The organism is Megasphaera massiliensis (assembly GCF_036305205.1).
Lineage (GTDB): Bacteria > Bacillota > Negativicutes > Veillonellales > Megasphaeraceae > Megasphaera > Megasphaera massiliensis.
Genome location: NZ_JAXIXE010000014.1, coordinates 1 through 23,872, shown reverse-complemented (window position 1 = coordinate 23,872; position 23,872 = coordinate 1). Strand labels below are relative to the sequence as shown.

Sequence of the window (23,872 nt, the reverse complement as noted above, 5' to 3'; positions counted from 1 at the left end):
ATACGATGGCTGACTTAGATTTTTTTACAATCGGTCAAATCGTTGCCCCGCACGGCGTGCGGGGTGATGTTCGTATTTATCCCGATACGGACTTTCCGAACCGATTCCTCAAGATGAAATACGGCTATATCGACGGCAAAAAGTATGAAGTAGAGTCCGCTCGTCTTCATAAGCGGGTCGTCCTCATGAAATTTGTCGGTGTCGATGATCGCAATGCCGCTGAAAGGCTCCTCAAAAAAGACCTCCAGGTACCGCGGGAAGACTTGGTACCCCTAAAAAAAGGGCAACATTACATCTACGATCTCATCGGCTCTGTCGTGTACGATCTTGAAGAACATGAACTGGGAAAACTTACAGACGTCCTGCGCACGGGCAGCAACGATGTCTACGTCGTCACTGCTGATGACGGAACGGAAACCCTTTTTGCGGCTATCCCCGACGTCGTCAAATCCGTTGATACTGAAGCGAAGCGAATCGTCGTCGATCCGCCGGAGTGGGTGGACGAATGAGAATCGACATTATCTCACTCTTTCCGGAGCTGATCGAAGCCTTTTTTCAGCACAGCATCATCGGCAGAGCCCGGGCAGCCGGTCTGTTGGATCTGGGTGTGACCAATCCTCGTAACTTCACGTATGACCGTCACCACATGGTCGACGATACCATCTATGGCGGCGGCTGCGGTATGCTCATGAAAGCGGCTCCGCTCTATGCGGCCGTCGAAGCCGTGCGGAGAGAGGTCCCGCGGCGGCGTATCATTTTCATGGGTCCCGCCGGAAAGCCCTTTGATCAGGCGAAAGCACGCGAGCTGGCGACATACGACCAGCTTATTTTGCTATGTGGCCACTATGAAGGCGTCGACTACCGCGTCGAAGAAGACCTGGCCGATGAAACCATTTCCGTTGGCGACTACATCTTGACCGGCGGCGAACTTCCGGCCATGACCGTCACCGACGCTGTAGCCCGCATGATACCGGGCGTCCTCGGTGCCGCCTCGGGAGCAGCCGACGATTCTTTCTATTCGTCGCTCCTCGAATGCCCGCAGTATACGAAGCCGGCCGTCTTTCGCGGTATGGCCGTGCCGGAAGTCCTGCGAAACGGCGACCACGCCAAGATCGAAGCATGGCGCCGAAAGGCGTCCCTTTCAAGGACCTTGGACCTTCGGCCGGACCTTCTCGAACACTGCGAGTTGTCACCGAAAGATGTGGAAATACTGAACAAATTAAAGGGAGACAAGCGATGAAAAAATCTCCTTTATATGTAGGATTGGTTCATTATCCCATATATGATAAGAACTTTAACGTCATTACGACGGCCATTACCAACTACGACCTGCATGATATTTCGCGGTCGGCAAAGACCTATGGCATAAAAAAATATTTCATCATCCATGATGTGCCGGGACAGCTGGACATGGTCCGCAAAATCATGGGCTTTTGGGAAAGCGATACGGGCCGTAACTATAACGGTTATCGCACTCAGGCCTTCGACATCGTCGATATCCGCCCTTCCATCGGAGCGGCTGTCGAAGCCGTAACCGAGGCAGAAGGCAAGAAGCCTTACGTCGTTACGACCGATGCCCGGACCTATTCCAACACCATTTCCTATAAGGCACTGCGCCAAAAGCGGGAAGAAGAGGATACGCCGATTCTGCTGCTCTTTGGTACAGGGTATGGTATGACGAAAGAAACGATGGAAAAATTTGATTTCATCCTGGAACCAATTTACGGCGCTGGGGAATATAATCACTTATCCGTCCGCTCGGCAGCGGCGATCATCTTAGACCGACTGGCCGGCGAGGATTGGTGGACATAAAGGGAGGCATTTGAATGTCTGGACATTCTAAATGGGCAAATATTAAACGTAAAAAAGGGAAAAACGACGCCATCCGCGGCAAGATTACGACCAAGATCGGCCGTGAAATTACGATTGCTGTCCGCATGGGCGGTCCCGATCCGGTCGGCAATATGCGTCTGAAATTGGCCCTCCAAAAAGCAAAAGAAAATAATATCCCGAAAGATAACATTAAGCGGGCTATCCAAAAAGGTGCCGGCGCTACGGAAGGCCAGAACTACGAAGAAATCGTATATGAAGGCTACGGCCCGGCAGGCGTTGCCGTTACGGTCAATGTCCTCACGGATAACCGCAACCGCGCCGCTGCCGACGTTCGCCACGAATTTTCTAAATCCGGCGGCAACCTCGGTGCTACAGGCTGCGTCAGCTGGATGTTCCACAACACGGGTCTCTTCGTCGTCGCCCGCGATAAGGCTGACGAAGATCAGATCATGGAAGTCGCTATCGAAGCCGGTGCCGATGACGTAAAAGTCTCCGACGAAGACTACGAAATCATCACTACGCCGGAAGCCTTCGATGCCGTTGAAAAAGCCCTGGCTGACAACAACATCGAAACGGACCATGCGTCGATCACCATGATTCCGGAAAACACGATCAAACTGACCGGTGAAGATGCCGAAAAAATGGAACGCTTCATCGACGCCCTCGACGAAATCGACGACGTCCAGGACGTGTACCATAACGCAGAACTTCCGGAAGACGAAGAATAAAACAAGTAAAACAGCAAACAGCGCCTGCCTCATTTCTATAAATGGGACAAGCGCTGTTTTTGCGTGTGGGATTTTTGTAATGGCCGATACCATTAAGACCATCGCCTATGGGGGCTACATTTGTGATTTGGCCAGGTGCAGTAGAAAGCGATACGGACCATTTTCGCGGCATCACGAAAATGGTCCGTGTTGATGATTTCTTTATTATTCCTCTGTAACTCCTACTTTCCCTATGAATCGTCTAAATAGTAAAAACTGCGTTTTTTATAATTTCAATTTTGCGAGATTATAAAAATGGCCATTTTTACTATTTCATTTTTCTGAGATTACAAAAAATGTACAATGTACAATTTGGCTAGAATACAAAAAAGGAGTCTTGTGAACCGATGGTCGCAAGACTATTTTTTTATAAAGTCCGAAAAGGGTTGAGTAGCCTGCATCGATTCATAAATATCAATTTACCTTGGGCAGGATTTTACGACTGGCTGTCGAAATTGTGAGGTATATGGAATGAGGGAGACCGGCTTATTTTTTTTACGAAAGAGGTGGATGATGGTGTTTCGGAAAATTGTCTTGCTGTTGGTGATGTTGACCTTCTATGGGATGAGTGTTTTCGCCGGGAATATGGTTGAGGTGGATCGTGCTGTGCTGAAGATTCCCAAGACGGCGAATCTATCGACACACGTTGATTTTTATGAAGGGAAACAGAGGGTGCGCTTTGCCGGCGGCCGCGTCTATGGCGATAAGTCCGTTCATTTCATGTGCGTCAATAAGGGCGGCTCCAAAAAGGGCGATGTCGTCTGGTGGTCTATGGATACGCCCTTAGAATCGTCCGATGCCTATCGCGCTTTTACCATCGTCCAGTATCAGGATGAAGAGACGGGACGGTATTTCTATGGAGTCTTATGTTGGAACTCGATGGATACCCGCTATCGAAGCTACCTATTGGGCCTCAACAAGGAACGGACAAAGATGAATGAATATATCAACAGCGACAATTTCAGGGAGCACCGAGATTTACACTTGCAATCGGGCCTTTTTGAAAAAGACGGATCACTCTATGTGTGGTTCATCGATTGGGATGTAAGATCACAGGTGCCGCCGGTTTATTATAAATTGAAGTGGTCCGAAGCCGATCAATGGATAGGCTATGACTACGTCGGAACCCAGCGGCCGTGAGATGTCCGGCGGCAAGACGCCGTTACCGAACGAGGGAGCTTTTAGGCCTCGTCCACTTTTTGAAAGTGAGGGGAAACTTTATGATAAAAAATATATTCCGGGCCTGCGTATTTTCGGCGGCCTTACTGATCGGGAGCATGGCCTCAGCCTATCATGCCGACCTGACGTCGGCCGTCAATCTCGGCATGGTCAAGTCTTACAGCCGTTCGGCCATTAATGTTATTGATGACGACGGCGCTGTCTATACCTTCGTCTATGACAACCGCCCCGACTCGGATTGGGGCTTTTGGAAGCAGGAAGACGACGATCATTGGCACCAATGGGCCTTTGGCGTACAGCAACCGTCTCATCTGGAAGAGTTGGCCAGCTGCGGTTTTTATGCCCTAAAAGATTTAGGAAAATTATAGGCCTTTTACAAGGGCTTGAAAAGCAAGGAAGGAAATGATAATCGATGAATCAGATGGAATGGGATCGCATGATGGCTCAAAAACTATATAATCCTTTTAACGTCGGTGACGGGAGTTTCGAGCGCGTCCATACAGCCCAGCGCCGTTTCAATGCCTCCGATGACTTGAATGATAAGGAAGCGTTCGAAGCGCTGAAAAAGTGTTTTGCCGAGGCTCCTGACGACATGGTCTTGTTGGCTCCGGTCTACTTCGACCACGGTGATCGAATCCGCTTTGGCCGCCATTTCTTTGCCAATACGGGTCTCACCATCTTGGATGAACATGACGTCACCTTTGGCGACAACGTCTTTTTGGCGCCTCATGTCAGTATCTATACGGCAGGCCATCCCATCGATGCCGAAGTGCGCAATACCAACCTCGAATATGCCAAGCCTGTCACCATCGGCTCTGACGTCTGGATCGGCGGCAACGTCGTCATCAACCCAGGCGTCACCATCGGCGACGACGTCGTCATCGGCTCGGGCTCCGTCGTAACTCGCGACATTCCCAGTCACGTCATCGCTGCCGGAAACCCTTGTCGCGTCATTCGGCCCATTACCGAGAAAGATCACGACGATTGGCATAAACAGTGGGACGAATACAAAAAAGCAGCCGCAGCATATCTTTTGCGATAACCTCGTAAAGACTGGGAAGGATTGAAAAGGCATTTTTAAATAGGAATCCTATGACCATACAAACATCTCTTGAGTCATAAAACTTGGACGGTTACACTAAATGGGGCGTGTCCTGCGGAGAGAGTAACGAAATTATTTTTAGGATAAGGCTAAATTGTCGAGACTCTCCATTTCGTGTCGCTGCACTAAGAGTGATGACTCGGGAGAAATTCTATTTACTAAAAAAGGTGTGATACTATGAAAATGAAACGATTCATTCCCCTCGTATGGATCGTCGGTCTGATGATGACGGTCGGTGTTGCCTTTGCCAGTCATACGGCAGGACTGCAGCCGACTCAAGGGACCAGGGTCTTTTCTGAGAAGCCCCAGAAAGAAAGTGTGCCGGCCCTCTCCAATAAGGTCATTGAAAACGTCATTGCTGATGAACTCCAGATGACGGCAATTCAGCAAAGGGAGACTTCCTATTACTATCATTATGTTGACCTCAATGATGATGGAGTTACCGACGCCCTAGTCCTTGCCGTAGGCTCCTATACCTCCGGAAGCGGCGGCAACACCATGTTTTGGCTCTCGCCGGACAAAAGGGGAAAGTGGCAGATTCAGCAAAAATGGACCCTCGTCCATACACCTGTTATGCTGACCGGAAATGACGTTAATGGCTATAAAGGCATCGTCGTTCGACGTGCCGGCGGCGGAGCTACTCCGGCATGGATTCTCCTGACCTATCAAAACGGCCAATATACCACCGTCAATGACGGTATCATTCTGCCCTTTGCCACGAAACAATAAGAAGGGACGTTTCCGCTATGGGACGATTTGATTGAGATTTCGTTAATTTGATTCGATGTGATAGAATAAAGGTATCATGATGGCGAATGAGGTGAGGATATGGCCTATAACTTGCCGGATGCTGTTTTGCAGGATATTTCTCGGTTTGCTGAGAAGCACGGGATTCGTCGCGTTCTCTTATTCGGTTCCCGTGCCAGGGGGACGCAGACGGAGCGCAGTGATATTGATCTGGCCGTTTGTGGCGGGGATTTTGACGGCTTTTACTGGGATATTAAAGAGAATGTACACTCTCTTTTGATGATTGATGTTGTGGATTTGGACGCCGGTGTTTCTGAAGGGCTGAAACGGGAATTGGAAAGGGACGGGGTTACGCTGTATGAAAAAGTTGGATAATTTTTCAAATTGTCTTCGTATCCTGAAGAATGCCGATTTCATGCGAGGTCATAATGATGAAATCTATCGGACGGGTATTGTCGGTCAATTCAATTTGACTTTTGAATTGGCTTGGAAGGCCTTGCAACAGGTGTTGAGAGTACACGGTGTCTTTGAAGCTGAAACCGGTTCTCCCAGAGAAATCTTGCAGCTTGCCTATAAAATCGGCTTTTTAGAAGATGATGCGACATGGCTGCTCATGCTGAAACAACGGAATCGTTCGGTATATATCTACAATGAAGAAGAAATCAATTCCTTGTTAGTTCTCATTCGAGATGAGTTTGTTCCAGCTTTTGCTTTCTTGGAGAAGACCTTACAAGAAAAAATGGCTGGCATTGAAGACGATGGCGATTGATTTTAATTGGCTCCCATGGAATTACCCCTGTCCGCATTGCTTGTTAAACTGTATTGTACTGGCCATTACAATTTTTTGCCTTAAAGCTCTCAATTTCTGATCGTACCTGCTTTTAGACGCGAAAGAACCCTGGATTTATGCTTTTACATGAACCCAGGGTTCTTTGTATGTGCTTTAGCTAAAATCGATGTTGAAGTCTTGAAAATCCCTTATTCTCAAGATTTTTTGTTTTATGAAATAGATGTTTTTAAAATGCAATTTAATCTAATAGCAGAGATAAAGCGAATATCAGTCAGTCGTTATTCTATCCTATACTCTTCAACTGTTTCTATCAAGGTCGCCTTGAATTCGGCGATGAGGTTTCGAATGCTTCGGTCGGTGAAGCGATTCATCAGAAGATATCCCTGACGTAATGGCGGTGGGTCAAGCAGGCGGCAAATCTGCAGGGGGATTTCTTGACGCAGGGCGTAGGCGTTACTTTCCTGAAGTATAGCCCAATATTTACCACTCTTAAAAAATTCCCGTAGCAAGGCATAGGAATCTGCTATGATGCGGGCCTTTTTACCGTGGAAGACTTTTTCGTGCCAATAGAAGAATTCATCGTCCCACGGTTGATATATTTCCTTGGCAGGGTCTAAATCTGTTGTAGAAATAGAGCTGATATCAGTGTTGCTATTGCTCGGCATAACGACGTAATACTTCTGATTAAGCAAAAACTCACAAGTTACCCCTTGGACTTTATGGGCTGCAGAGACTAGTGCTAAATCCAATTTTTTGTTGGAAATCATATTGTAGACGTCAGATGTTTGATAGGTATAAATCGAAAAATTAGCAGAAGTACGAGATAATAGTTTTTCGCATGTCCTATGTACAAGCGGGATTTGGTAGCTGGCAATTGATGAAATGAGTAATGTATGAGCAATCATATCATTGTCATTTTGCATCTCTTGATATGCATCGTAGAGTTTTCGGGCTTGGGGAAGAAATTGTTGGCCTCTTTCTGTCAGTGTAATTTCTTTGTACCCTTTGTCGCGGACGATAAGGGAGTATCCTAAGATATTTTCGAGTTGGCGGATACGGTTGGAAATAGTTGGTTGGGTTTTATATAGAATTTGCGAAGCCTGGGTTAGATTGCGAACTTCACTGACAACGATGAAGGTTTCAATTAACGGATAGTCCATAATCAGATACCTCTGGAAAATGTGATTTTTAAAATATAAGTAAAATTAATATTTAATAATAATATAATTAATTTTTAGTTTAATACAATTCATACTATAATGTCAATATAGATATTCGTAAAAGTAAATATAAATAAATTTTTGAATTAATGATTAAAAACATAATTATATAAAATATAAAATATATAAGATGAAAAATATATCCGGATAATTGAAAAAGTATTAATGATAATTAATTTATATTGGAGGTATGTGTTTATGGAAACAAAGTATGGAACGTTATTTACTGACAAAACATTGAATCAATTACGCAGTCAATTTAAATATGTGGATGTCGACTGCAATAAACAGCGACGGCTGTTCTTTGATAACGCTGGCGGTTCTCTGAGATTGATTCGGGCGGAGGACGTATTTTATCAAATTGATGCGATGCCAGATGCTTCGGAACATGCCAACGTATTAGCCAAGAAGCTTTTGGAAATGGAAGATAAAGGTCGTTCGGATTTGCGAGTTATCTTTAATGCAAAAAAAGGGGCTATTGCTACCGGCTATACTGCTTCCCAATTGATGATGGATGCGGTGCGAATTCTTAGTGAACATGCCAAGGGTACAAATATTGTTACCTCAGTATTGGAACATCCGTCATCTTTTGATTCTTTAAGCATGTATGCCGCCAAATATGATCGTGACCTTCGAGTGGTTCCAGCTAATAAACAAACGGGTGCTATTGATACGGATGACGTATTAAAGTATGTCGATGCAGATACGGCCATTCTTAGCATCATGACAGCCTCTAATATATCCGGACATATTCAGGATATCGAAACTATTGCGAAAAAAGCTCGCGAAATCAATCCGGACATATTTATCATAAGTGATGCGGTACAACATGCTCCACATGGAGCTCTCCATCCGGAAGAATGGGGCGTAGATGTTATGAATTTTGCACCGTATAAATTTTTCGGTATACGCGGTTTTTCCGCTATGTATCTATCTGATAGGGTAAAGGACTTTGAACACCATAAACTTGCCGGAAAACCCCTTGATGACTGGGAAATTGGCAGCCCGGCTACAGCACAGTTTGTAGCCATTTCAGCGATTGTCGATTATGTCTGCTCTATTGGTAAAGACGTATTGCCGGATGAAATGGATCGGCAAACCTTGTACGAAGCAGGTATGAATCGCATTGCCTCCCATGAACAAGCTCTTCTTTCCATTTTGCTTGATGGAACTGAGGATATGAAGGGCCTACGCCAGATGAAAGGTGTAACGGTTAAGATGGATGATCCTGATCTTACGAAACGTGACCTTATTACAGGGATTGAGTTCGATAATATGTCAGCAGATAAGGCCAGAGAAGAAATGGAAAAGCGTGGTGTCGTTGCCTTTGAACGCCTTGCCTCCAGTATTTATTCCGGGCGCATGTTGAAACAGTTTGATTCACCAGGAGTTTTGCGTATTTCACCTCTTCATGTTAACAGTGCTGATGATATCGTAACTTTCTTAAAAGTTGCCGAAGAAGTGGCTGCTTTATAGCTCTGATATTGTAATTATATAGAAGGGAGCAATCCAATATGTTACTCAAAAAACTAGGGTTAGGTACCCGCATTCTCATTGGTATCGTTATCGGTTTTATTATCGGCTTTGCTTCTCCTGATCTAACAAAAATGTTGTCCCCTTTAGGTGAAGTATTCCTTCGCATGTTGAAGATGCTTATTGTCCCTTTGGTCTTTTTCAGTATTACCAGTGGTGTCTGTAAGATGGGGGATGTCAAGCAATTAGTCAGTATCGGACTTCGATTTGTTGCTTATATCTTAATCACATCCGGGTTAGCAGCTGCTTTAGGGACGTTTGTTGGAATGTTCTTAGGCATTGGTTCGGGAACCACCGAGTTTCTCCAGGCTGGGGCTAATGTCAAAAATGTTGACTATAATTTTATTAATAATGTAGTTAGTTGGTTTCCTGCGAATGTGTTCGAGTCTTTTGTCAAACAAGATATGTTGCAAATTATCGTTTTTTCCTTATTTTTAGGGGTTGCAATCTTATTCCTCAGCAAACAGGTTAATGATTTTGTAAAAATCATTGACCAGGGCGCTCTCGTCATGTTGAAAATTACTGATTTTGTTATGGCATTTTCTCCCATAGGTATCGCCTCCCTCATGGCTACGATGGTTACGACTATCAGTGGGGCTACGGTAAAGGATGTAATCGCTCTGATTGCCGCTGATTACATTACCTGCATCATTTTCTTCCTAATCATGTATCCGGCCATGTTGAAAGGTCTTGCCGGATTAGGCCCTATCCGCTTTTTCCGTAAGATTTCGCAGCCTATGATAGTTGCCATTACTACGACATCGTCGGCAGCTACCTTGCCGGTATCTCTTAAAACTGCAGGGCAAAAATTGGGCTTGCCGGAAAACGTGTATGGATTTACACTGCCTCTGGGTAATACTTGCGGGATGAATGGTTTTGCTGTATTTATTGGTCTGGCATGCATCTTTTGTGCCAATATTTATGGGGTTGAAATTACTTTTGCTAAATTAGTTCTCTACATATTCTTAGGAATTATCCTTTCTGTTGGCGCTGCTGGGGTAAAAGGGGCTGGTATCGTAATGAGTACCGTACTCTTACAGGCGATTGGTATGCCTCTCGATGTTATCCCCATCTTTGCAGCTATTTGGCCGGTCATTGATCCGCCGCACACCTTGTTGAATAATACGAGTGATCTCGTCGGTACAGCGATTATTGGCAAACGCTTAGGCAAGATGGACATGGACATTTATGAAGGCAGAAAAGTAATTACGGATGAAACGTAAAGTAGTGTATTAGAAGAGAGCCATGGATTTGTGTTTGTACATGAATCCATGGCTTTTTATCTTTCTATTTAGTTTTCTGATTCCGTACTATCTGTCATCTTATTTATAAGCCGGTTCCCATTTGTAGGTTTTGATGCAGGCTTCGGGATCGGAGACGTCGTTTCTATTCAAGCCTTCTTTTCCGGCTTCTTTAGCTACGGCGATGGCGACGGTTTCTGAAAATTGGTCGAGTTTGGTTACCGGCGGCAGGACGGCGGCGCCCGGTTTATTTGCATCTACGATGCCGCCGATGGCGTGGGCGGCGACGGAGATCATTTTATCGGTCAGAAGTTTGGCCCCTGAGGCGATGACACCAAGGCCCAGACCCGGATAGATGAGGGCGTTGTTGGCCTGGCCGATGTCGTAGGTGACGCCGTTATAGGTGACGGGATCGGTCGGGATGCCCGTTGCCACTAAGGCTTTGCCGTCAGTCCAGCGGATGAGGTCTTCGGCCTTGGCTTCGGCAAGTTCTGTCGGGTTACTGAGGGGGAAGATCATGGGCCGATCGGCTTTTGAGGCCATTTCTTTTACGACGGCTTCGGTAAAGGCACCGCTCTTGGTCGACGTGCCGACGAGGATGGTCGGATGAACGGCCTTGACGGCAGCCTCTAAGGTCGTAAGGGAGGCGGCGTCGGCAAATTCCGAGCGTTTTCTGGCGAAAGGCTTTTGTTCCGGTGTCAAATCACTCATGTCATCGAATAAGAGGCCCTCTTTGTCGACGAGGTAAAAACGGCTCTTGGCATCATCTTCTGACAGGCCCTGATCGATCATTTCCTGATAAATCCGTTTGGCAATGCCGCAGCCTGCCGTGCCGGCACCGAAGCACATGTAACGCTGGTCGGCCAGTTTTTCGCCGGTAATGGCCAGGGCGCCGAGGACGCCGGACAAGGTGATGATGCCCGTTCCTTCGATGTCGTCGTTGAAGACGGGATAGGTATCGACGTATTTTTGGAGGAGGACGGCAGCATGGCCGCGGCCGAAGTCTTCAAAGTGGAGGTAGAGGCGGGGGAACATCGATTCAACTTGTTTTACGAATTTATCGACGAAGGCATAGTACGTGTCATCGTCGACTCGTTTATGGCGCAGGCCGAAATAAAGGGGATCGTCAAGGAGGCTTTGACGGTTGGTACCGGCATCGATGACGACGGGTAGGACCTTGGCCGGGTCGATGCCGGCCGCTCCCGTATAGACCATGAGTTTCCCCGTCGAGATACCGACGCCGTTGGTGCCCCAGTCGCCGATTCCTAAGATGGCTTCGGCATCGGTGACGACGATGAGTTCGATATCGCGGCCCATGGCGGTATTTTTCAGGGACTCTTCGATTTGTTCGGGATGGTCTACGGAAAGGTAGGCTGCATTTTGCGGGGTTATGAAAAACTGGCTGTATTCGCGGATGCTTTCGGCAATGCCCGGGTCGTAGATGATCGGCATGAATTCAGCGATGTGCTGTTTGAAGACGTAGTAAAAGAGCGTCCGATTGCGGCTGAAAATATTCATGAGGTAATGGCGCTTTTCGCTGACGTTGGGCTTCGTCTGAAAATTGCCGTATACCTGCTGTGCCTGGACTTCGATCGTCTGCTCTGTCGGCGGCAAGAGACCGATAAGGCCGAGTTCAGCTCTTTCTTCCATGGAAAATGCCGTACCCTTATTGAGGAAGGGATCATTTAATAATTCATAACCTTTTTTCATAGGCCTACTCCTTTCAGAAACGATAAATTTTTTGATTTTTTTCATTGTATCATAGCGGATAAAAATTGGACAGTATCATATCTATTTGTTATAGCATTTTTTTAGGGGAATGCAGGAAATGCCCATCTTTGCTATAATTTAGGAGTAGGGAAAGGAGTGTTTCTATCATGGATTTGACCAAGACCAGCCGCTTTATCAGCCTCGTGTTGCGGCATAAACCCTGGGCGGCCGATGTCCGACTCGACGAGCATGGCTGGGCCGATGTGGATGAACTCATACAGGGCGTGGGGAAAAAATATCCTCTCGACCGGCAGATGTTAGAAGAAATCGTCAGGACGGACAACAAGCAGCGGTATTCTTTCAACGAAGACAAGACTAAGATACGGGCCAATCAAGGCCATTCCATCGATGTCGACGTCGAGCTTCCCATCGTGACGCCGCCGGACATCCTCTATCACGGGACGGGTGAAAAATACGCCGAGGCTATCGAGCGAGAAGGCTTGGTACCGAAGTCACGGCTCTACGTCCACCTTTCGGGCGACGTGAAGACGGCGGAAAACGTCGGCCGCCGCCATGGAAGACCCGTCATCTTTTGCGTGAGCAGCGGCGACATGCATCGAAAAGGCCTTGTCTTTTACCGCTCGGTAAACGGTGTCTGGCTGACGAAACGGGTAGAGCCACAGTTTTTGACGCGGTATTAACGCTCCTTAAAACGTAATCCGAAATATCCCATGGGAAGGGCCGTACCCGTGAAGGAGAACGTTTCGAGGCGTCGCTCTTTTAGCATCTGCATTATCTCCTCGGTTTCATCTAAAATGCGGGCAGGATACTCCGACCTCTTAGGTCGGGGAGGAATGCCCCCCTCACCTCACTTTCTAAAAATACTATGATATCAGCAAAATATATTGTATAATATTTTTGATGAAAGTAATATAACTTTAGAAAGGCAGGTGATAAAATGTCCGACCTAACCAAAACTATAAAACTTCGCATCAATATTTCTCCAGAACAGGAACTCCTTCTTCGACAGATGACTGAACAATATCGTCAGGCTTGTAACTTTGTGTCAAAGCATATTTTTGATAATCAATTTAATTTGGCTTACCAAAGCCTTAATAGAGAGTTATACAGTAACCTTCGTAGTCAGTTTGGTTTAAAGTCACAGCTAGCACAGTCTGCAATCAAGACAACTATTGCCCGCTATAAGACAGTCAAGCAACAGCTTTTCCAAAATCCATACAAATACAAGGATGAAAATGGCAACTGGAAATATAGTACCAAGACACTTGAGTGGCTTTGGAAACCTGTATTGTTCAGCCGTCCGCAAGCTGATTTAGTTCGTAATCGTGACTATAGCTTTGTTGATGATGGGAAAACACTGTCCATTAATACCCTTAACAAACGAACGAAATGTACATTTCGAGGTGAGCATTTCGCCGAATATCTTGACGGTTCGTGGAGCCTTGGAACGGCAAAACTAGTTGAACTCAAAGGAGTATGGTATCTGCATATTCCTGCTACTAAGGTTGTCGAAGAGTTTCAGACAGAGAACGTCCGCCACGTTGTCGGTATTGACCGTGGATTGCGTTTTTTAACTGTCAGCTACGATGGACAGGGCAAAACTGAATTTATTTCTGGGCGAAAGGTTGCCATAAAACGACATAAATTTCAGGAAGTTCGTTGCCAGCTTCAATCCAAAGGCACGAAATCAGCAAAGCGTAAACTAAAAGCTATTTCAGGACGAGAGAACCGTTGGATGTCTGATGTAAATCATCAGATTTCTAAGACACTCGTTCAGAAATATGGTAAAGATACGCTATTTGTACTTGAAGATTTAACAGGCGTGAGTTTCGAGGAATCGAATCTATCCAGAACTGCAAAACAGAAATACGATCTACGAAGCTGGTCATTTTACCAATTAGAACAATTTCTAACTTACAAAGCGCACGAAAATCGTTCAGAAGTGCTAAAAGTTTCAGCAAAATACACTTCACAGCGTTGTCCAAAGTGTGGAACTATCCACAAAGAAAACCGTGACCATCACAGACATCTATATAGTTGTCAGTGTGGATATCGGTCCAACGATGATCGTATCGGAGCTATGAATATTCAACTTCTTGGTACACTGTGGATTTCTGGAGACAACAACCCTCGATACGAAAGAATAACAACTGCCTCGGAGTAAACTCCTTGGCAAAACGGGCATTGTCAACTGCCCGATGATGTAGGCGGAATTAGGGAGATAATATCGCTAATACCTATGTAACTCCGACTTACAAGCTCCCACCTCAAACACCGTAGGTGTTAGGTGGTGAGCAGTTGACTTAAAATTGCAAAATCGTCAACGAGTCTGTTGGTCAAATCATTTGACTAATGGGCTCCTTTTGTTTTATAGTTAAATAGTAAAAAGTTTTGACTAATTATATCCCGATGTTGGACTCATCCACTCATATTTAAAATCCCGGGTGATGAAAGGCGTCGGGATAGCTTGGAACATAAGGGGGGAATGTCATGAAAGCGGTCGTCATCTATGAAGCCGGCGGCGTCGACAAGCTCATCTATCAGGACGTCGATACGCCGACGGTAAAACCGGGCTGGTCCTTGGTGAAGGTAAAGGGCTTTGGCATCAATCGCTCGGAAATATTCACCCGAGAGGGCTATTCGGAATCGGTGCACTTTCCGCGGATTTTGGGCATTGAATGTGTCGGCATCGTCACCGACAGCACGGAACCGGAAAGGATTCCCGAAGGGACGAAAGTCGTGTCTATTATGGGGGAAATGGGGCGGGCCTTTGACGGCTCTTACGCTGAATACGTTCTTTTGCCGAACGAACAGATTTACAAGGTGCAGACCGACTTAGATTGGCCGACCATGGCCGCCGTTCCGGAAACGTACCACACGGCTTTTGGAACCTTGAAAAATTTGAAGATCGAAGACTCCGATGCCGTCCTCGTCCGCGGTGCTTCAAGCGGCGTAGGCGTGGCCTTTGCCAAACTCCTGAAAGGGAAATACCCAAAGGCGCACTTGTACGGATCGACGCGCAATGCCGGCAAGACCGACCGGCTGATGGAAGCCGGATTTGACGAAGTCATCGTCGACCATAGCGGTTGCCTCGATACGGAATTATCCTTTGATAAAATTGCCGACTTAGTCGGTCCATCCGCCATGGCCGACAGTTTGGCCCATCTGAAAGATGACGGAATTCTCTGCAATACCGGCCTCTTGGGCGGAAAATGGACCCTCGACGATTTCGACGTCATTATGGAATTGGGGAGCGGCAAGTACATTACGGGCTTCTATTCCGGACTCGTCGATGAAGGGGCTTTGCAGGCCTTGTTCGACATGATTGCGAAATACCATATCGACGCGGCGCCGGAGAAAATCTTCTCCTTACGGGACATTCGAGAGGCTCAGGCTTATTTGGACAGTGCCAAAAGTTTCGGTAAGGTGGTGGTAATCAATGACTGACATTTATCAACAGACGAAGGCCTATTCTCGGATTCGGGACCATCAACTGTCGATTTTTGAGAATTACGCCAGAAAACGGGGCCTTCAGAGCAAGTCCATGCTCATCTTGATGTGGATTTACTACAATCCCGAAGGGATTCCCCAAAATGAGATTGCCCAAAAGACCTATTCGACGAAGCAAGTCGTCAATGCGACGATCAAGTCTTTTAAAGAAAAGGGCTACCTCCGTTTTGAAGAAAATCCCGGCGACAAGCGCATCAAACGAATCAAACTGACTGAAGAAGGGCGAGCTTACGCGGCGTCGGTCCTGGACTTATTGGAAGAAGCGGAAATGCTGGCCATGAGTGAGCTCACACCAGATGAGCGAGATCTTTTATTACGCGTTAGTCGTAAGTTTAATGATGCACTGGCAAGGAATATAGGTGACTACCATGATTGAATTTAAAAATGTGAGTAAGATTTACGACAAGAAACCGGCCTTACAGCACATGAGCTTAACCATTAAGAGCGGCGAGTTCTTTGTCATCGTCGGGACCAGCGGCAGCGGCAAGACGACGACCCTAAAGATGATCAACCGCCTCTTGACGCCGACGGAAGGGACGGTCCTCATCGATGGGAGCGACATCAGTCAGCTCGAGCCGAGAAAGCTGCGCATGAACATCGGCTACGTCCTCCAGACCGGGGCCCTCTTTCCCAATTTGACGGTCTATGAAAACATCGAGATCATCCCGGAAATGAAGGGCTGGCCCAAGGCAGAGCGGCAGAAGACAATCCGCGCCTATCTGTCCTTGGTCGGCCTCGATGCCGATCAGTATATGAACCGCTATCCCCGTGACCTTTCCGGCGGCGAACAGCAGCGCGTCGGCATCCTGCGGGCCATCGTGGCCAAACCGGACATCCTCCTCATGGATGAACCTTTCAGCGCCCTCGATCCCATCAGCCGCAATCAATTGCAGGAGCTCATCAAGCACCTCCACGAAACCTTTAAAATGACCATCGTCTTTGTCACCCACGATATGGCCGAAGCCGTAAAACTCGGCGACCGCCTCTGCGTCATGAGCAGCGGTGAAGTCGTACAGCTCGACACGCCGCAGGCGGTCGAGGACCATCCGGCCCATGAAGTTGTCAAACGTTTTTTCTACGAGGGGTAAACTATGGAAAACTTAATGAGTACATTTAGTGAACGACAGGGCGAATTGGTACAATTATTGTTGGAACACGTGCAGATTTCGATGATTGCCCTCTTTGTGGCCATCTTACTGGCCGTGCCCTTTGCCATCTTTGTCGTAAAGTATAAGAAAGCCTCGGAAGTAACCCTGCAGCTAGCAGGAATTTTACAGACCATCCCGTCCCTGGCACTGTTGGGGCTGTTCATTCCTTTCCTGGGAATCGGCAAGGTGCCGGCCATCGTGGCCTTGGTCATCTACGGCCTGTTTCCCATTTTGCAGAACACTATTACGGGCCTTCAGGGCATCGATCCCCTCCTTCAGGAAGCGGCCGAAGCCTTCGGCATGAGCCGTATGGAAAAGCTGAAAAAATTTGAACTCGTCCTGGCCATGCCGTCTATTATCGGCGGCATCCGCACGTCGTCGGTCATGCTCATCGGGACGGCGACCCTCGGAGCTTTGATCGGTGCCGGGGGATTGGGGACCTTCATTCTCCTCGGCATCGATCGGAACAATTCGGCCCTCATCCTCATCGGGGCCATTACGGCGGCCTTATTGGCTGTCGTCGTCAGCGCCCTCATCAAGTTCTTAGAAAAACGCTCGTTAAAAGTCATCGGCCTGTCCTTCGTGACGGCCTTGGCCCTCTTGGTCTTATCGACAGTCAACATCGGCGGCCTGTCCGGGAATACCCTCATCGCGGCCGGAAAATTAGGGTCGGAACCGGAAATTTTAATCAACATGTACAAAGACCTGATCGAAGACGAAACGGATATCAAGGTGACCGTAAAGCCCAGTTTCGGGAAGACCAGCTTCTTATATGAAGCTCTGAAAAACGGCTCCATCGACATGTACCCCGAATTTACGGGAACGGTCACGTCGTCCTTGATTAAGCCGCCTATGACGGGCTTGTCGAACAATCCGGAAACCGTTTATGAAGCGGCTAAAGCGGGAATCTTGAAACAAGATGACTTGATCCTGCTGGAACCGATGGAATACCAAAATACCTATGCCATTGCCGTGAAACGCTCCTATGCCGAGCAGTACGGCCTCAAGACGATTTCCGATTTGAAAAAGGTGGAAAACACGGCCAGAGCCGGTTTCTCCTTAGAATTTAACGACCGCGAAGACGGCAATAAGGGCCTGAAATCCCTGTACGACCTGAATCTTTCCGTTGTCACCATGGAGCCGAGCCTTCGTTATGAAGCCATCGACAAGGACAATGTCGACGTCATCGACGTCTTCTCGACAGACCCGGAAATCATAACTCATGATTTAGTCATGCTGGAAGACGACAAAGGCCTGTTCCCGCCCTATCAGGGAGCACCTCTCCTTCGGGCCGACACCATCAAAAAGTATCCTCAATTGGTACCGGTGTTGAATAAGCTGGCCAACATGATTACGACGGAAGAAATGCTCAAGATGAATTACGAAGTCGATATCGAAGGCAAGCCGGCCGCCGACGTAGCGCGGGCGTACTTAGTATCGAAAGGACTGCTCAAGGAGTAGCAGAAAGACACAAAAGGCCGACAGAACTAGTACAAACTAGCTCCGTCGGCCTTACTTTATGAGAGGCTTACATTTTATCAATCAATGGTGAACGAGTAAAAGATTAGTCTTCCCGTTCGTTATCCATCGGTTCGCCTGTTTTCGTTACTTCTACGGCTTTGGCATAGCTTTCTAACAGCAGCCGATAGTTGGTGAAAATACGGCCCCAAATCTGAGCCCAGGCGTCGGCTTTTGGTGTATGCCAGGTGCGCTGTAATTCGGCTAATACGGCACCGGCGTCAGTTATAACGACCCCCGCTTGGGTAAGGCGCATCATGGTAGCGATAGCTGCTTCTTGTGAATACGTACCGGAAGCGTCGGGCACTGCAAATACACGGTATCCTTCGTTTACCGCGGAAAGAGCCGGTAAGGCCATGCAAACGCTGGTTACCGTACCGGCAATGATTAAGGTCTTTTTGCCGGTTGCTTTTACGGCGTCTACGAATTCTTTGCAATCCCAAGAATTAACTTCTCCGCGGCGAGCTACATATACCGCATGGGGAGCGGCTTCATGGAGTTCCGGAATCAACGGACCGTTTGGACCTTGGGGGACGGAAGCGGTGGTAATAACGGGCATATTTACTAACGTCGCCGCTTCAGCCAGCGCAATGGCTCTGTCACGAATGCGCAGGAAATCAATATCGCCAATACATTGGAATAAACCGCTCTGGTGGTCAATGAGCAGCATGGCCGCATCATTCACGTCAATCATGGGGGCTTTTCCATCAAAGTTTTTGTAAAGTTCCATAGTAATCTCCTTTCGTCTAAAACAACCATCAATAAGTAAGCCTTACACCTTGATTATAATAATGGCTATATTCGAAAACAATATACAGAAATTGGAATATGTATATAGTTAGATGATAGGTTCTCAAAATAATATACAGAAATTGAAATGTGTCTAGAGTTGGTCTCTATTTTTACAGAAACCCTATTCTCCGTGATAAAATAAAAGATAATCATTCATCTATGATTTCAACAGTAAGGAGAAACACATTGACTCAAAGCCGAAATAAAAAGACAGAAACGAAACGACACGTATCCAGCTATACTCGAAATCACATAAAAGAAACATTACTGCGTATGTTGAAAACAAAGCCTTTCCGGGACATCCGTATTACCGTCCTTTGCCAAGAAGCACATATTGCCAGAGGTACTTTCTATTTATATTACAACACGATTGATGACTTATTAGAGGAGATTATTAACGATAGCCTCCATCTCATCGATCATATGACGCCAAATGAAAAGAAGGGTTCTCTTAAAGAATTGCAAGCCATGTTAAACCAAACGAATGATGCCGAATTACCGAGGGATCGGTCTCTGTTCCCTCCCTGCCATAAATATTTGGAACTTGAAGACTATCGCTTTCTGGTAAAGGATCGGGATGTAGCTCCGATGATCGTTGAGAAAATCTATCAGCATGAAAGTCCTAAAATTGTTCCGGTACTCATGAAAGAGCTGCATATGAGCCAAGATGAGGCAGAACTCCTTTTTCAATTTATCGTCAATGGAAGCAGTGCGGTTAACCGAAATTTATTGGCACTAAAAGAAAACGAGTGGTATCGCCTGCAAAAAAGAATCCTGCAATTTATTCTACGAGGGCTGAACTGTGATAAATGGAGTTAAATCGCGATATTATGCCGGGCATCCTATTCAGCCGCATAGATGGCAGCACTTCGTGTGTTGATGAGGCCGGCGGAAGGGGCCGTTAATTTGGCGGATACGTGGATTAAGGCTATGTTACATGTTTTATGATTGAAGGTAAACCGTATAAAGTAACGACAGAATCGTCACTGGAAAGAGTGAAGTTTCTGTCGTTCTTTTTTATATGAAAAAAAGTATTTAGAGGACTCTCGCCGATAACCGATAAAATGGCTCGAAAATATTATAAAAACGACAAAATAACGACAATATTTACTATTGTTTATAAATTATATATACTTATATATAAAGCGAAAATAATAACGGAATGGAAAGGAGCTTTTTTATGAACAAGATTTATCGCGTCATTTGGAGTCGGGCCAAACATTGCTACGTCGTCGTATCGGAAATGGCCAAAAGTCGGACTAAAAGTAACGGCAGCGGAAGCCGTGGTATCAGAAGGACGGCCTTGACGGCTTTGGTTTTGGCGGGATTGAGCCTGTCCTTAGGATCCCAGTCGTTGGCAGCGGATCCAATTGTCATTAATTCGGATAATGGAACCGTAAATACAGTCTCAGGAGCCGATAACTCTACGATAATTGGTGATGAAAATACCGTAACTAACAGTAAGAGCCAAGTTGTTATTGGCGATAAAAATATTGTTCAGGATAGAAATCAGGGAACTGTATCCGGTAAACAAGAAACCAGAACTGATACCGTAATGGATATACTTATCGGTAAGGGAAATAAAATAACTGGCAATGATACGTATATGACCGGTAATGAATCATTGACTATCATTGGAAATAATAATAGATTAGGAAATCCTACTTCGGCCATTATTATTGGGGACAATCAATATATTTTTGGGAGTAAATCTATCGTTATTGGTTCGCTTGCTCAACCATATACCGGTGAAGCCTCCGCTGGTGCTAATGTTATTCTTGGATATGATACATTATCAGAAGGTGGCGGTAGTGTATTGTTAGGGAATAGTTCTTATGTTGGTGGCATGTTCCAAACAGTTAGTGGATTTAATTCCATTATCGAAGGTGGTAATCAGCGTATGTCAGCTGAGTTTGCCACAATATATGGCGCATTTAACCGATCAAGATATGGTTTCGATGACAGCACTGATAATTCAGGAATTGATGGTACCGCTAATAGTGTTGTAGGTACTTTTAATGATACTAAAAATGCGAGAGGAACCCTTATCTTAGGCTCGGGGAATGATGTTACGAATTCTGTGGGGGCAGGGGATGTTGGTAATTTAAGCAATATCGCGTTTGGGTTAGCCATGGACTCTACAAATATGTCTGCCGGTAAAGCTCTTGACTATGATACCGTTCGAAATACGGCCCTTGATGCACTTAAATATACTGGTGGCTCTACGGTAGTATTCGGGAATGCGAATCAATCGGATTATTCTAATCTATCTCAAATTATAGGGACCGGTAATATTATAAAAGGGAGTTCTGACAGCATTAGTGCCTATAATATGATGAGTGGCTATGAAAATACTGGTACAAATATTAAACGCACTGCTATTGTAGGTACTGGAAATATTGTAACGAATAGTGAGGATAATGTTATCTTAGGTGATTATCATCAAATGAGCGGTGGTAATCACAATGTAATTCTAGGCTCTCGTGATTATACAGAAACGAAAGAAACTATAACGTACTCTTCGCCGTATTATCCATTGTTTGATGCCGAATATGAGGTAACAAAACGCACACCGACTTCCAAACATACGGATAACATCGAAAACGCCGTCATGCTCGGCTACAATACAGATGTAACCCAAAGCGGCGGTGTAGCCTTAGGGGCTGAAGCGGTAGCCAGTACGGCAGCCGGTAAAGCCGGTTATGATCCGGCGACTAAAGATGCTTCGACGGATACAACCGGTACTTGGAAATCGACCTTAGCTGCTGTTTCTGTTGGGGACAGCACCGATAGTGCTAATGTTAAAACTCGTCAAATTACCAATGTTGCGGCCGGTAGCGCCGATACGGATGCCGTCAACGTAGCCCAGCTGAAGAAAGTTCAGACACAGCTTGATTCTAATTCCGTTCATTATTTCTCTACCAAGAGTTCTCAAACTTCTACCGGCACGAATTACGCAAACGATGGGGCAACCGGTACAGACAGTATCGTTATCGGTATTTCTTCTAAGTCGAGCGGGAATAACAGTACTGTTTTAGGCAATAATGTCAGTGTCGTAGGGGACAAAAATAATTTTAATAGCAGCATCGTCGTCGGTCAAAATATCGATGTCGACGGTACGCATAATGCCGTGTTTGCTACGGATTACGAAAATGGCGATTATAAAACGACTAAAGTATTTGGCGAGCAGAATACCGTTCTCGGCGTCGGTAACTTGGTCGGCTATACGGCTGTGCAAAATGGAAATAGCTGGACCTATACAAAGAATGATTACGGCTCCGATCAGAACGTTGCCGTAGGGTTATTGAATACCGTAAGTGGCGGCAGTATTGCTGTCGGTACAAGTTCTCATGTAAATACCTTAGGTACATCCTTTGGTCATGGGAACTCCATTGAAGGCAGTATGCTGGAAGGCGGTCAATTGCGCATTGCTTTAGGTAACTATTTGACGGTAAAAGGTGAAATGGGCTTAGCGGTGGGTAACTCTGCCAAGGTTGATGGCGATTGGGCCATTGCGATTGGTAATAATAATCGTGATGAAACAACGACAATGGCTCAAGGTGCATATGCCATTGCGCTTGGTACTAATGCGAAAGCTACGAATACTTCGGCACTCGCATTGGGAACCAGTAGTGTGGTAAGCGGATTTTATGCTACTGCCTTAGGTACTGCAGCCAAAGCCACAGTCACCCAAGGGGTTGCTTTAGGTTCCTTTAGCACGGCTGATAGAGTCGGTGGTATTTTTGGCTATGATCCGTTGACTAAAAAAGAATCCACCAGCAACACGGCTGCTTGGAAATCCGTTCTCGGTGCCGTATCTGTCGGTGGACAAGTTAATTATAGTGATGGAACAACCGGGCAAGCGACTCGCCAGATTACCAATGTTGCTGCCGGCAGTGCTGACACGGATGCGGTCAACGTGGCCCAGCTGAAACAGGTTCAACAGTCTATTTCAGATGCTGTGAAGGAAGGTAAGACAACTATTGAAGCGGGTGATAATATTACCGTTGAAAAAGGCTCTACGGAAAACAGCTACAAGATTACCGCGAAGGATACGACACTTAAGGACTCCGACAGTGCTCTCAGCCTCAACGGCAATAAGTTGAAACTGGAAATCGAAGATACGAGCGGCAATAAGGTGTCGGGCAGCGTCGAGTTGGATAAAATCGGATCGGCCATTGATACCAAGAACACCATTTCCAAGGGCAAACACATCGACTACACGGAAAAAACCAATGACTACGGCGGCACGGAATACACCCTCGACGTCGTGACCGACGGCAAGGTAGAATCGGGCAATACGGGCATCGTCACCGGCGACACGGTGTACCAGGAAACCCGCGTGGCTAAAGACGGTGAATACGTAAAACAGGCTAATTCTGCCGCTGAAAACTTATCGGTCTTGGATAGTCAGGTGAAAACCAACACGGAATCTATCACCAACATTTCAAATAACGTGACCAACTTGAACAGTCGGGTCAGCAACCTCGATACGCGCATCAACCGCGTCGGTGCCGGTTCCGCAGCCTTAGCGGCCCTTCATCCCCAGGACTATGATCCCAGTGCGAAGTGGGACTTTGCAGCCGGTTACGGCAATTACAAATCGGCCAATGCCGTCGCCATCGGCGCCTTTTATCGGCCGACGAACGACGTCCTCTTCTCCATCGGCACCAGCATGGGCGGCGGGGAAAACATGTTCAACGCCGGTGTCAGCGTCAAGTTTGGAAGCAGCAATGAATATTCAAACTACTCTAAAGCTTC

At 46.5% G+C, this 23,872-nt stretch carries 24 protein-coding genes and 1 pseudogene; 21 read left to right on the top strand and 4 right to left on the bottom strand.

The window, feature by feature from the left end; all coding sequences use genetic code 11:
- Positions 1-5 precede the first annotated feature (5 nt).
- The 10 genes from rimM (at position 6) to UCI88_RS02080 (ending at position 6,397) form a co-directional block, all read left to right on the top strand.
- Positions 6-509 (top strand): ribosome maturation factor RimM, encoded by a 504-nt coding sequence (gene rimM, locus UCI88_RS02125; protein ID WP_256179855.1) that lies wholly within the window; start codon positions 6-8, stop codon positions 507-509.
- Positions 506-1,240 carry a tRNA (guanosine(37)-N1)-methyltransferase TrmD gene (gene trmD / locus UCI88_RS02120; protein WP_256179854.1) on the top strand — a complete coding sequence of 245 codons (735 nt, stop codon included), beginning with the start codon at positions 506-508 and terminating at the stop codon, positions 1,238-1,240. The genes rimM and trmD overlap by 4 nt, the downstream gene beginning before the upstream one ends.
- Positions 1,237-1,812 (top strand): RNA methyltransferase, encoded by a 576-nt coding sequence (locus tag UCI88_RS02115; protein ID WP_256179853.1) that lies wholly within the window; start codon positions 1,237-1,239, stop codon positions 1,810-1,812. The genes trmD and UCI88_RS02115 overlap by 4 nt, the downstream gene beginning before the upstream one ends.
- A 14-nt stretch (positions 1,813-1,826) precedes the next feature.
- On the top strand, positions 1,827-2,561 hold the full coding sequence (locus UCI88_RS02110) for a YebC/PmpR family DNA-binding transcriptional regulator (RefSeq protein ID WP_256179852.1): 735 nt from the start codon (positions 1,827-1,829) through the stop codon (positions 2,559-2,561).
- A 549-nt stretch (positions 2,562-3,110) separates the two neighbouring features.
- Positions 3,111-3,740 carry a hypothetical protein gene (locus tag UCI88_RS02105; protein WP_302356894.1) on the top strand — a complete coding sequence of 210 codons (630 nt, stop codon included), beginning with the start codon at positions 3,111-3,113 and terminating at the stop codon, positions 3,738-3,740.
- Between the two features lie 80 nt (positions 3,741-3,820).
- A complete protein-coding gene (locus tag UCI88_RS02100; RefSeq protein ID WP_256179849.1) occupies positions 3,821-4,147 on the top strand; it encodes a hypothetical protein in 327 nt (108 codons plus the stop codon).
- Positions 4,148-4,200: 53 nt separating this feature from the next.
- Complete coding sequence (locus UCI88_RS02095; protein ID WP_288160224.1) at positions 4,201-4,821, top strand: sugar O-acetyltransferase; 621 nt, start codon at positions 4,201-4,203, stop codon at positions 4,819-4,821.
- A 237-nt stretch (positions 4,822-5,058) separates the two neighbouring features.
- Positions 5,059-5,610 (top strand): hypothetical protein, encoded by a 552-nt coding sequence (locus UCI88_RS02090; RefSeq protein ID WP_256179848.1) that lies wholly within the window; start codon positions 5,059-5,061, stop codon positions 5,608-5,610.
- A gap of 99 nt (positions 5,611-5,709) precedes the next feature.
- On the top strand, positions 5,710-6,003 hold the full coding sequence (locus tag UCI88_RS02085) for a nucleotidyltransferase family protein (RefSeq protein WP_044504337.1): 294 nt from the start codon (positions 5,710-5,712) through the stop codon (positions 6,001-6,003).
- Complete coding sequence (locus UCI88_RS02080) at positions 5,987-6,397, top strand: HI0074 family nucleotidyltransferase substrate-binding subunit (protein ID WP_256179846.1); 411 nt, start codon at positions 5,987-5,989, stop codon at positions 6,395-6,397. The genes UCI88_RS02085 and UCI88_RS02080 overlap by 17 nt, the downstream gene beginning before the upstream one ends.
- A gap of 299 nt (positions 6,398-6,696) precedes the next feature.
- Here the strand turns inward: UCI88_RS02080 and UCI88_RS02075 are convergent, their stop codons facing one another.
- Positions 6,697-7,578, bottom strand: a complete 882-nt coding sequence (locus UCI88_RS02075) for a LysR family transcriptional regulator (protein WP_256179845.1) — start codon at positions 7,576-7,578, stop codon at positions 6,697-6,699.
- Positions 7,579-7,836: 258 nt separating this feature from the next.
- Here UCI88_RS02075 and UCI88_RS02070 point away from each other — a divergent pair, with 258 nt between their 5' ends.
- Entirely contained in the window at positions 7,837-9,114 is a 1,278-nt protein-coding gene (locus UCI88_RS02070; RefSeq protein WP_044504334.1) for an aminotransferase class V-fold PLP-dependent enzyme, read from the top strand.
- A gap of 38 nt (positions 9,115-9,152) precedes the next feature.
- Entirely contained in the window at positions 9,153-10,394 is a 1,242-nt protein-coding gene (locus tag UCI88_RS02065; RefSeq protein ID WP_044504333.1) for a dicarboxylate/amino acid:cation symporter, read from the top strand.
- A gap of 99 nt (positions 10,395-10,493) precedes the next feature.
- Here UCI88_RS02065 and UCI88_RS02060 read toward each other — a convergent pair whose 3' ends face one another.
- Positions 10,494-12,122: a malolactic enzyme gene (locus UCI88_RS02060; RefSeq protein WP_302356886.1), complete on the bottom strand. Its 1,629-nt coding sequence runs from the start codon at positions 12,120-12,122 to the stop codon at positions 10,494-10,496.
- Between the two features lie 167 nt (positions 12,123-12,289).
- Here UCI88_RS02060 and UCI88_RS02055 point away from each other — a divergent pair, with 167 nt between their 5' ends.
- From UCI88_RS02055 to UCI88_RS02030, 6 genes are all read left to right on the top strand, one after another.
- Entirely contained in the window at positions 12,290-12,823 is a 534-nt protein-coding gene (locus UCI88_RS02055; protein ID WP_256179843.1) for an RNA 2'-phosphotransferase, read from the top strand.
- A 257-nt stretch (positions 12,824-13,080) separates the two neighbouring features.
- Positions 13,081-14,307: a transposase gene (locus UCI88_RS02050; RefSeq protein ID WP_256179842.1), complete on the top strand. Its 1,227-nt coding sequence runs from the start codon at positions 13,081-13,083 to the stop codon at positions 14,305-14,307.
- 326 nt (positions 14,308-14,633) lie between these two features.
- Positions 14,634-15,590: a zinc-binding dehydrogenase gene (locus UCI88_RS02045; RefSeq protein ID WP_256179841.1), complete on the top strand. Its 957-nt coding sequence runs from the start codon at positions 14,634-14,636 to the stop codon at positions 15,588-15,590.
- Positions 15,583-16,029: a MarR family winged helix-turn-helix transcriptional regulator gene (locus UCI88_RS02040; RefSeq protein WP_256179840.1), complete on the top strand. Its 447-nt coding sequence runs from the start codon at positions 15,583-15,585 to the stop codon at positions 16,027-16,029. The genes UCI88_RS02045 and UCI88_RS02040 overlap by 8 nt, the downstream gene beginning before the upstream one ends.
- Positions 16,022-16,741, top strand: a complete 720-nt coding sequence (locus UCI88_RS02035; protein ID WP_330023952.1) for an ABC transporter ATP-binding protein — start codon at positions 16,022-16,024, stop codon at positions 16,739-16,741. The genes UCI88_RS02040 and UCI88_RS02035 overlap by 8 nt, the downstream gene beginning before the upstream one ends.
- A 3-nt stretch (positions 16,742-16,744) precedes the next feature.
- Positions 16,745-18,262 (top strand): ABC transporter permease/substrate-binding protein, encoded by a 1,518-nt coding sequence (locus tag UCI88_RS02030; protein ID WP_256179838.1) that lies wholly within the window; start codon positions 16,745-16,747, stop codon positions 18,260-18,262.
- Positions 18,263-18,365: 103 nt separating this feature from the next.
- On the opposite strand, the gene UCI88_RS02025 is transcribed toward UCI88_RS02030, so the two are convergent.
- Positions 18,366-19,049: an isochorismatase family protein gene (locus UCI88_RS02025; protein WP_225069825.1), complete on the bottom strand. Its 684-nt coding sequence runs from the start codon at positions 19,047-19,049 to the stop codon at positions 18,366-18,368.
- Positions 19,050-19,384: 335 nt separating this feature from the next.
- Here UCI88_RS02025 and UCI88_RS02020 point away from each other — a divergent pair, with 335 nt between their 5' ends.
- Both UCI88_RS02020 and UCI88_RS11420 read left to right on the top strand, forming a co-directional pair.
- The gene (locus UCI88_RS02020) at positions 19,385-19,930 is read left to right on the top strand and encodes a TetR/AcrR family transcriptional regulator (RefSeq protein ID WP_154651881.1); all 546 of its coding nucleotides are present in this window, start codon (positions 19,385-19,387) and stop codon (positions 19,928-19,930) included.
- Between the two features lie 343 nt (positions 19,931-20,273).
- Positions 20,274-20,372 (top strand): annotated as a pseudogene (locus UCI88_RS11420) (ESPR domain-containing protein); the annotation flags it as partial.
- Here the strand turns inward: UCI88_RS11420 and UCI88_RS02015 are convergent.
- Entirely contained in the window at positions 20,336-20,488 is a 153-nt protein-coding gene (locus UCI88_RS02015) for a hypothetical protein (protein WP_302356883.1), read from the bottom strand. The pseudogene UCI88_RS11420 and the gene UCI88_RS02015 sit on opposite strands and share 37 nt — an antisense overlap.
- A 1,159-nt stretch (positions 20,489-21,647) precedes the next feature.
- Here UCI88_RS02015 and UCI88_RS02010 point away from each other — a divergent pair.
- The coding region (locus tag UCI88_RS02010; RefSeq protein ID WP_330023951.1) for a YadA-like family protein at positions 21,648-23,872 on the top strand (2,225 nt) is incomplete at its 3' end.

Excerpts from the sequence above, each read along its gene's own strand:
- rimM (WP_256179855.1), top strand. The coding sequence starts at position 6 with ATGGCTGACTTAGATTTTTTTACAATCGGTCAAATCGTTGCCCCGCAC.
- trmD (WP_256179854.1), top strand. The coding sequence starts at position 506 with ATGAGAATCGACATTATCTCACTCTTTCCGGAGCTGATCGAAGCCTTT.
- UCI88_RS02115 (WP_256179853.1), top strand. The coding sequence starts at position 1,237 with ATGAAAAAATCTCCTTTATATGTAGGATTGGTTCATTATCCCATATAT.
- UCI88_RS02110 (WP_256179852.1), top strand. The coding sequence starts at position 1,827 with ATGTCTGGACATTCTAAATGGGCAAATATTAAACGTAAAAAAGGGAAA.
- UCI88_RS02105 (WP_302356894.1), top strand. The coding sequence starts at position 3,111 with ATGATGGTGTTTCGGAAAATTGTCTTGCTGTTGGTGATGTTGACCTTC.
- UCI88_RS02100 (WP_256179849.1), top strand. The coding sequence starts at position 3,821 with ATGATAAAAAATATATTCCGGGCCTGCGTATTTTCGGCGGCCTTACTG.
- UCI88_RS02095 (WP_288160224.1), top strand. The coding sequence starts at position 4,201 with ATGGAATGGGATCGCATGATGGCTCAAAAACTATATAATCCTTTTAAC.
- UCI88_RS02090 (WP_256179848.1), top strand. The coding sequence starts at position 5,059 with ATGAAAATGAAACGATTCATTCCCCTCGTATGGATCGTCGGTCTGATG.
- UCI88_RS02085 (WP_044504337.1), top strand. The coding sequence starts at position 5,710 with ATGGCCTATAACTTGCCGGATGCTGTTTTGCAGGATATTTCTCGGTTT.
- UCI88_RS02080 (WP_256179846.1), top strand. The coding sequence starts at position 5,987 with ATGAAAAAGTTGGATAATTTTTCAAATTGTCTTCGTATCCTGAAGAAT.
- UCI88_RS02075 (WP_256179845.1), bottom strand. The coding sequence starts at position 7,578 with ATGGACTATCCGTTAATTGAAACCTTCATCGTTGTCAGTGAAGTTCGC.
- UCI88_RS02070 (WP_044504334.1), top strand. The coding sequence starts at position 7,837 with ATGGAAACAAAGTATGGAACGTTATTTACTGACAAAACATTGAATCAA.
- UCI88_RS02065 (WP_044504333.1), top strand. The coding sequence starts at position 9,153 with ATGTTACTCAAAAAACTAGGGTTAGGTACCCGCATTCTCATTGGTATC.
- UCI88_RS02060 (WP_302356886.1), bottom strand. The coding sequence starts at position 12,122 with ATGAAAAAAGGTTATGAATTATTAAATGATCCCTTCCTCAATAAGGGT.
- UCI88_RS02055 (WP_256179843.1), top strand. The coding sequence starts at position 12,290 with ATGGATTTGACCAAGACCAGCCGCTTTATCAGCCTCGTGTTGCGGCAT.
- UCI88_RS02050 (WP_256179842.1), top strand. The coding sequence starts at position 13,081 with ATGTCCGACCTAACCAAAACTATAAAACTTCGCATCAATATTTCTCCA.
- UCI88_RS02045 (WP_256179841.1), top strand. The coding sequence starts at position 14,634 with ATGAAAGCGGTCGTCATCTATGAAGCCGGCGGCGTCGACAAGCTCATC.
- UCI88_RS02040 (WP_256179840.1), top strand. The coding sequence starts at position 15,583 with ATGACTGACATTTATCAACAGACGAAGGCCTATTCTCGGATTCGGGAC.
- UCI88_RS02035 (WP_330023952.1), top strand. The coding sequence starts at position 16,022 with ATGATTGAATTTAAAAATGTGAGTAAGATTTACGACAAGAAACCGGCC.
- UCI88_RS02030 (WP_256179838.1), top strand. The coding sequence starts at position 16,745 with ATGGAAAACTTAATGAGTACATTTAGTGAACGACAGGGCGAATTGGTA.
- UCI88_RS02025 (WP_225069825.1), bottom strand. The coding sequence starts at position 19,049 with ATGGAACTTTACAAAAACTTTGATGGAAAAGCCCCCATGATTGACGTG.
- UCI88_RS02020 (WP_154651881.1), top strand. The coding sequence starts at position 19,385 with ATGTTGAAAACAAAGCCTTTCCGGGACATCCGTATTACCGTCCTTTGC.
- UCI88_RS02015 (WP_302356883.1), bottom strand. The coding sequence starts at position 20,488 with ATGACAATTGGATCCGCTGCCAACGACTGGGATCCTAAGGACAGGCTC.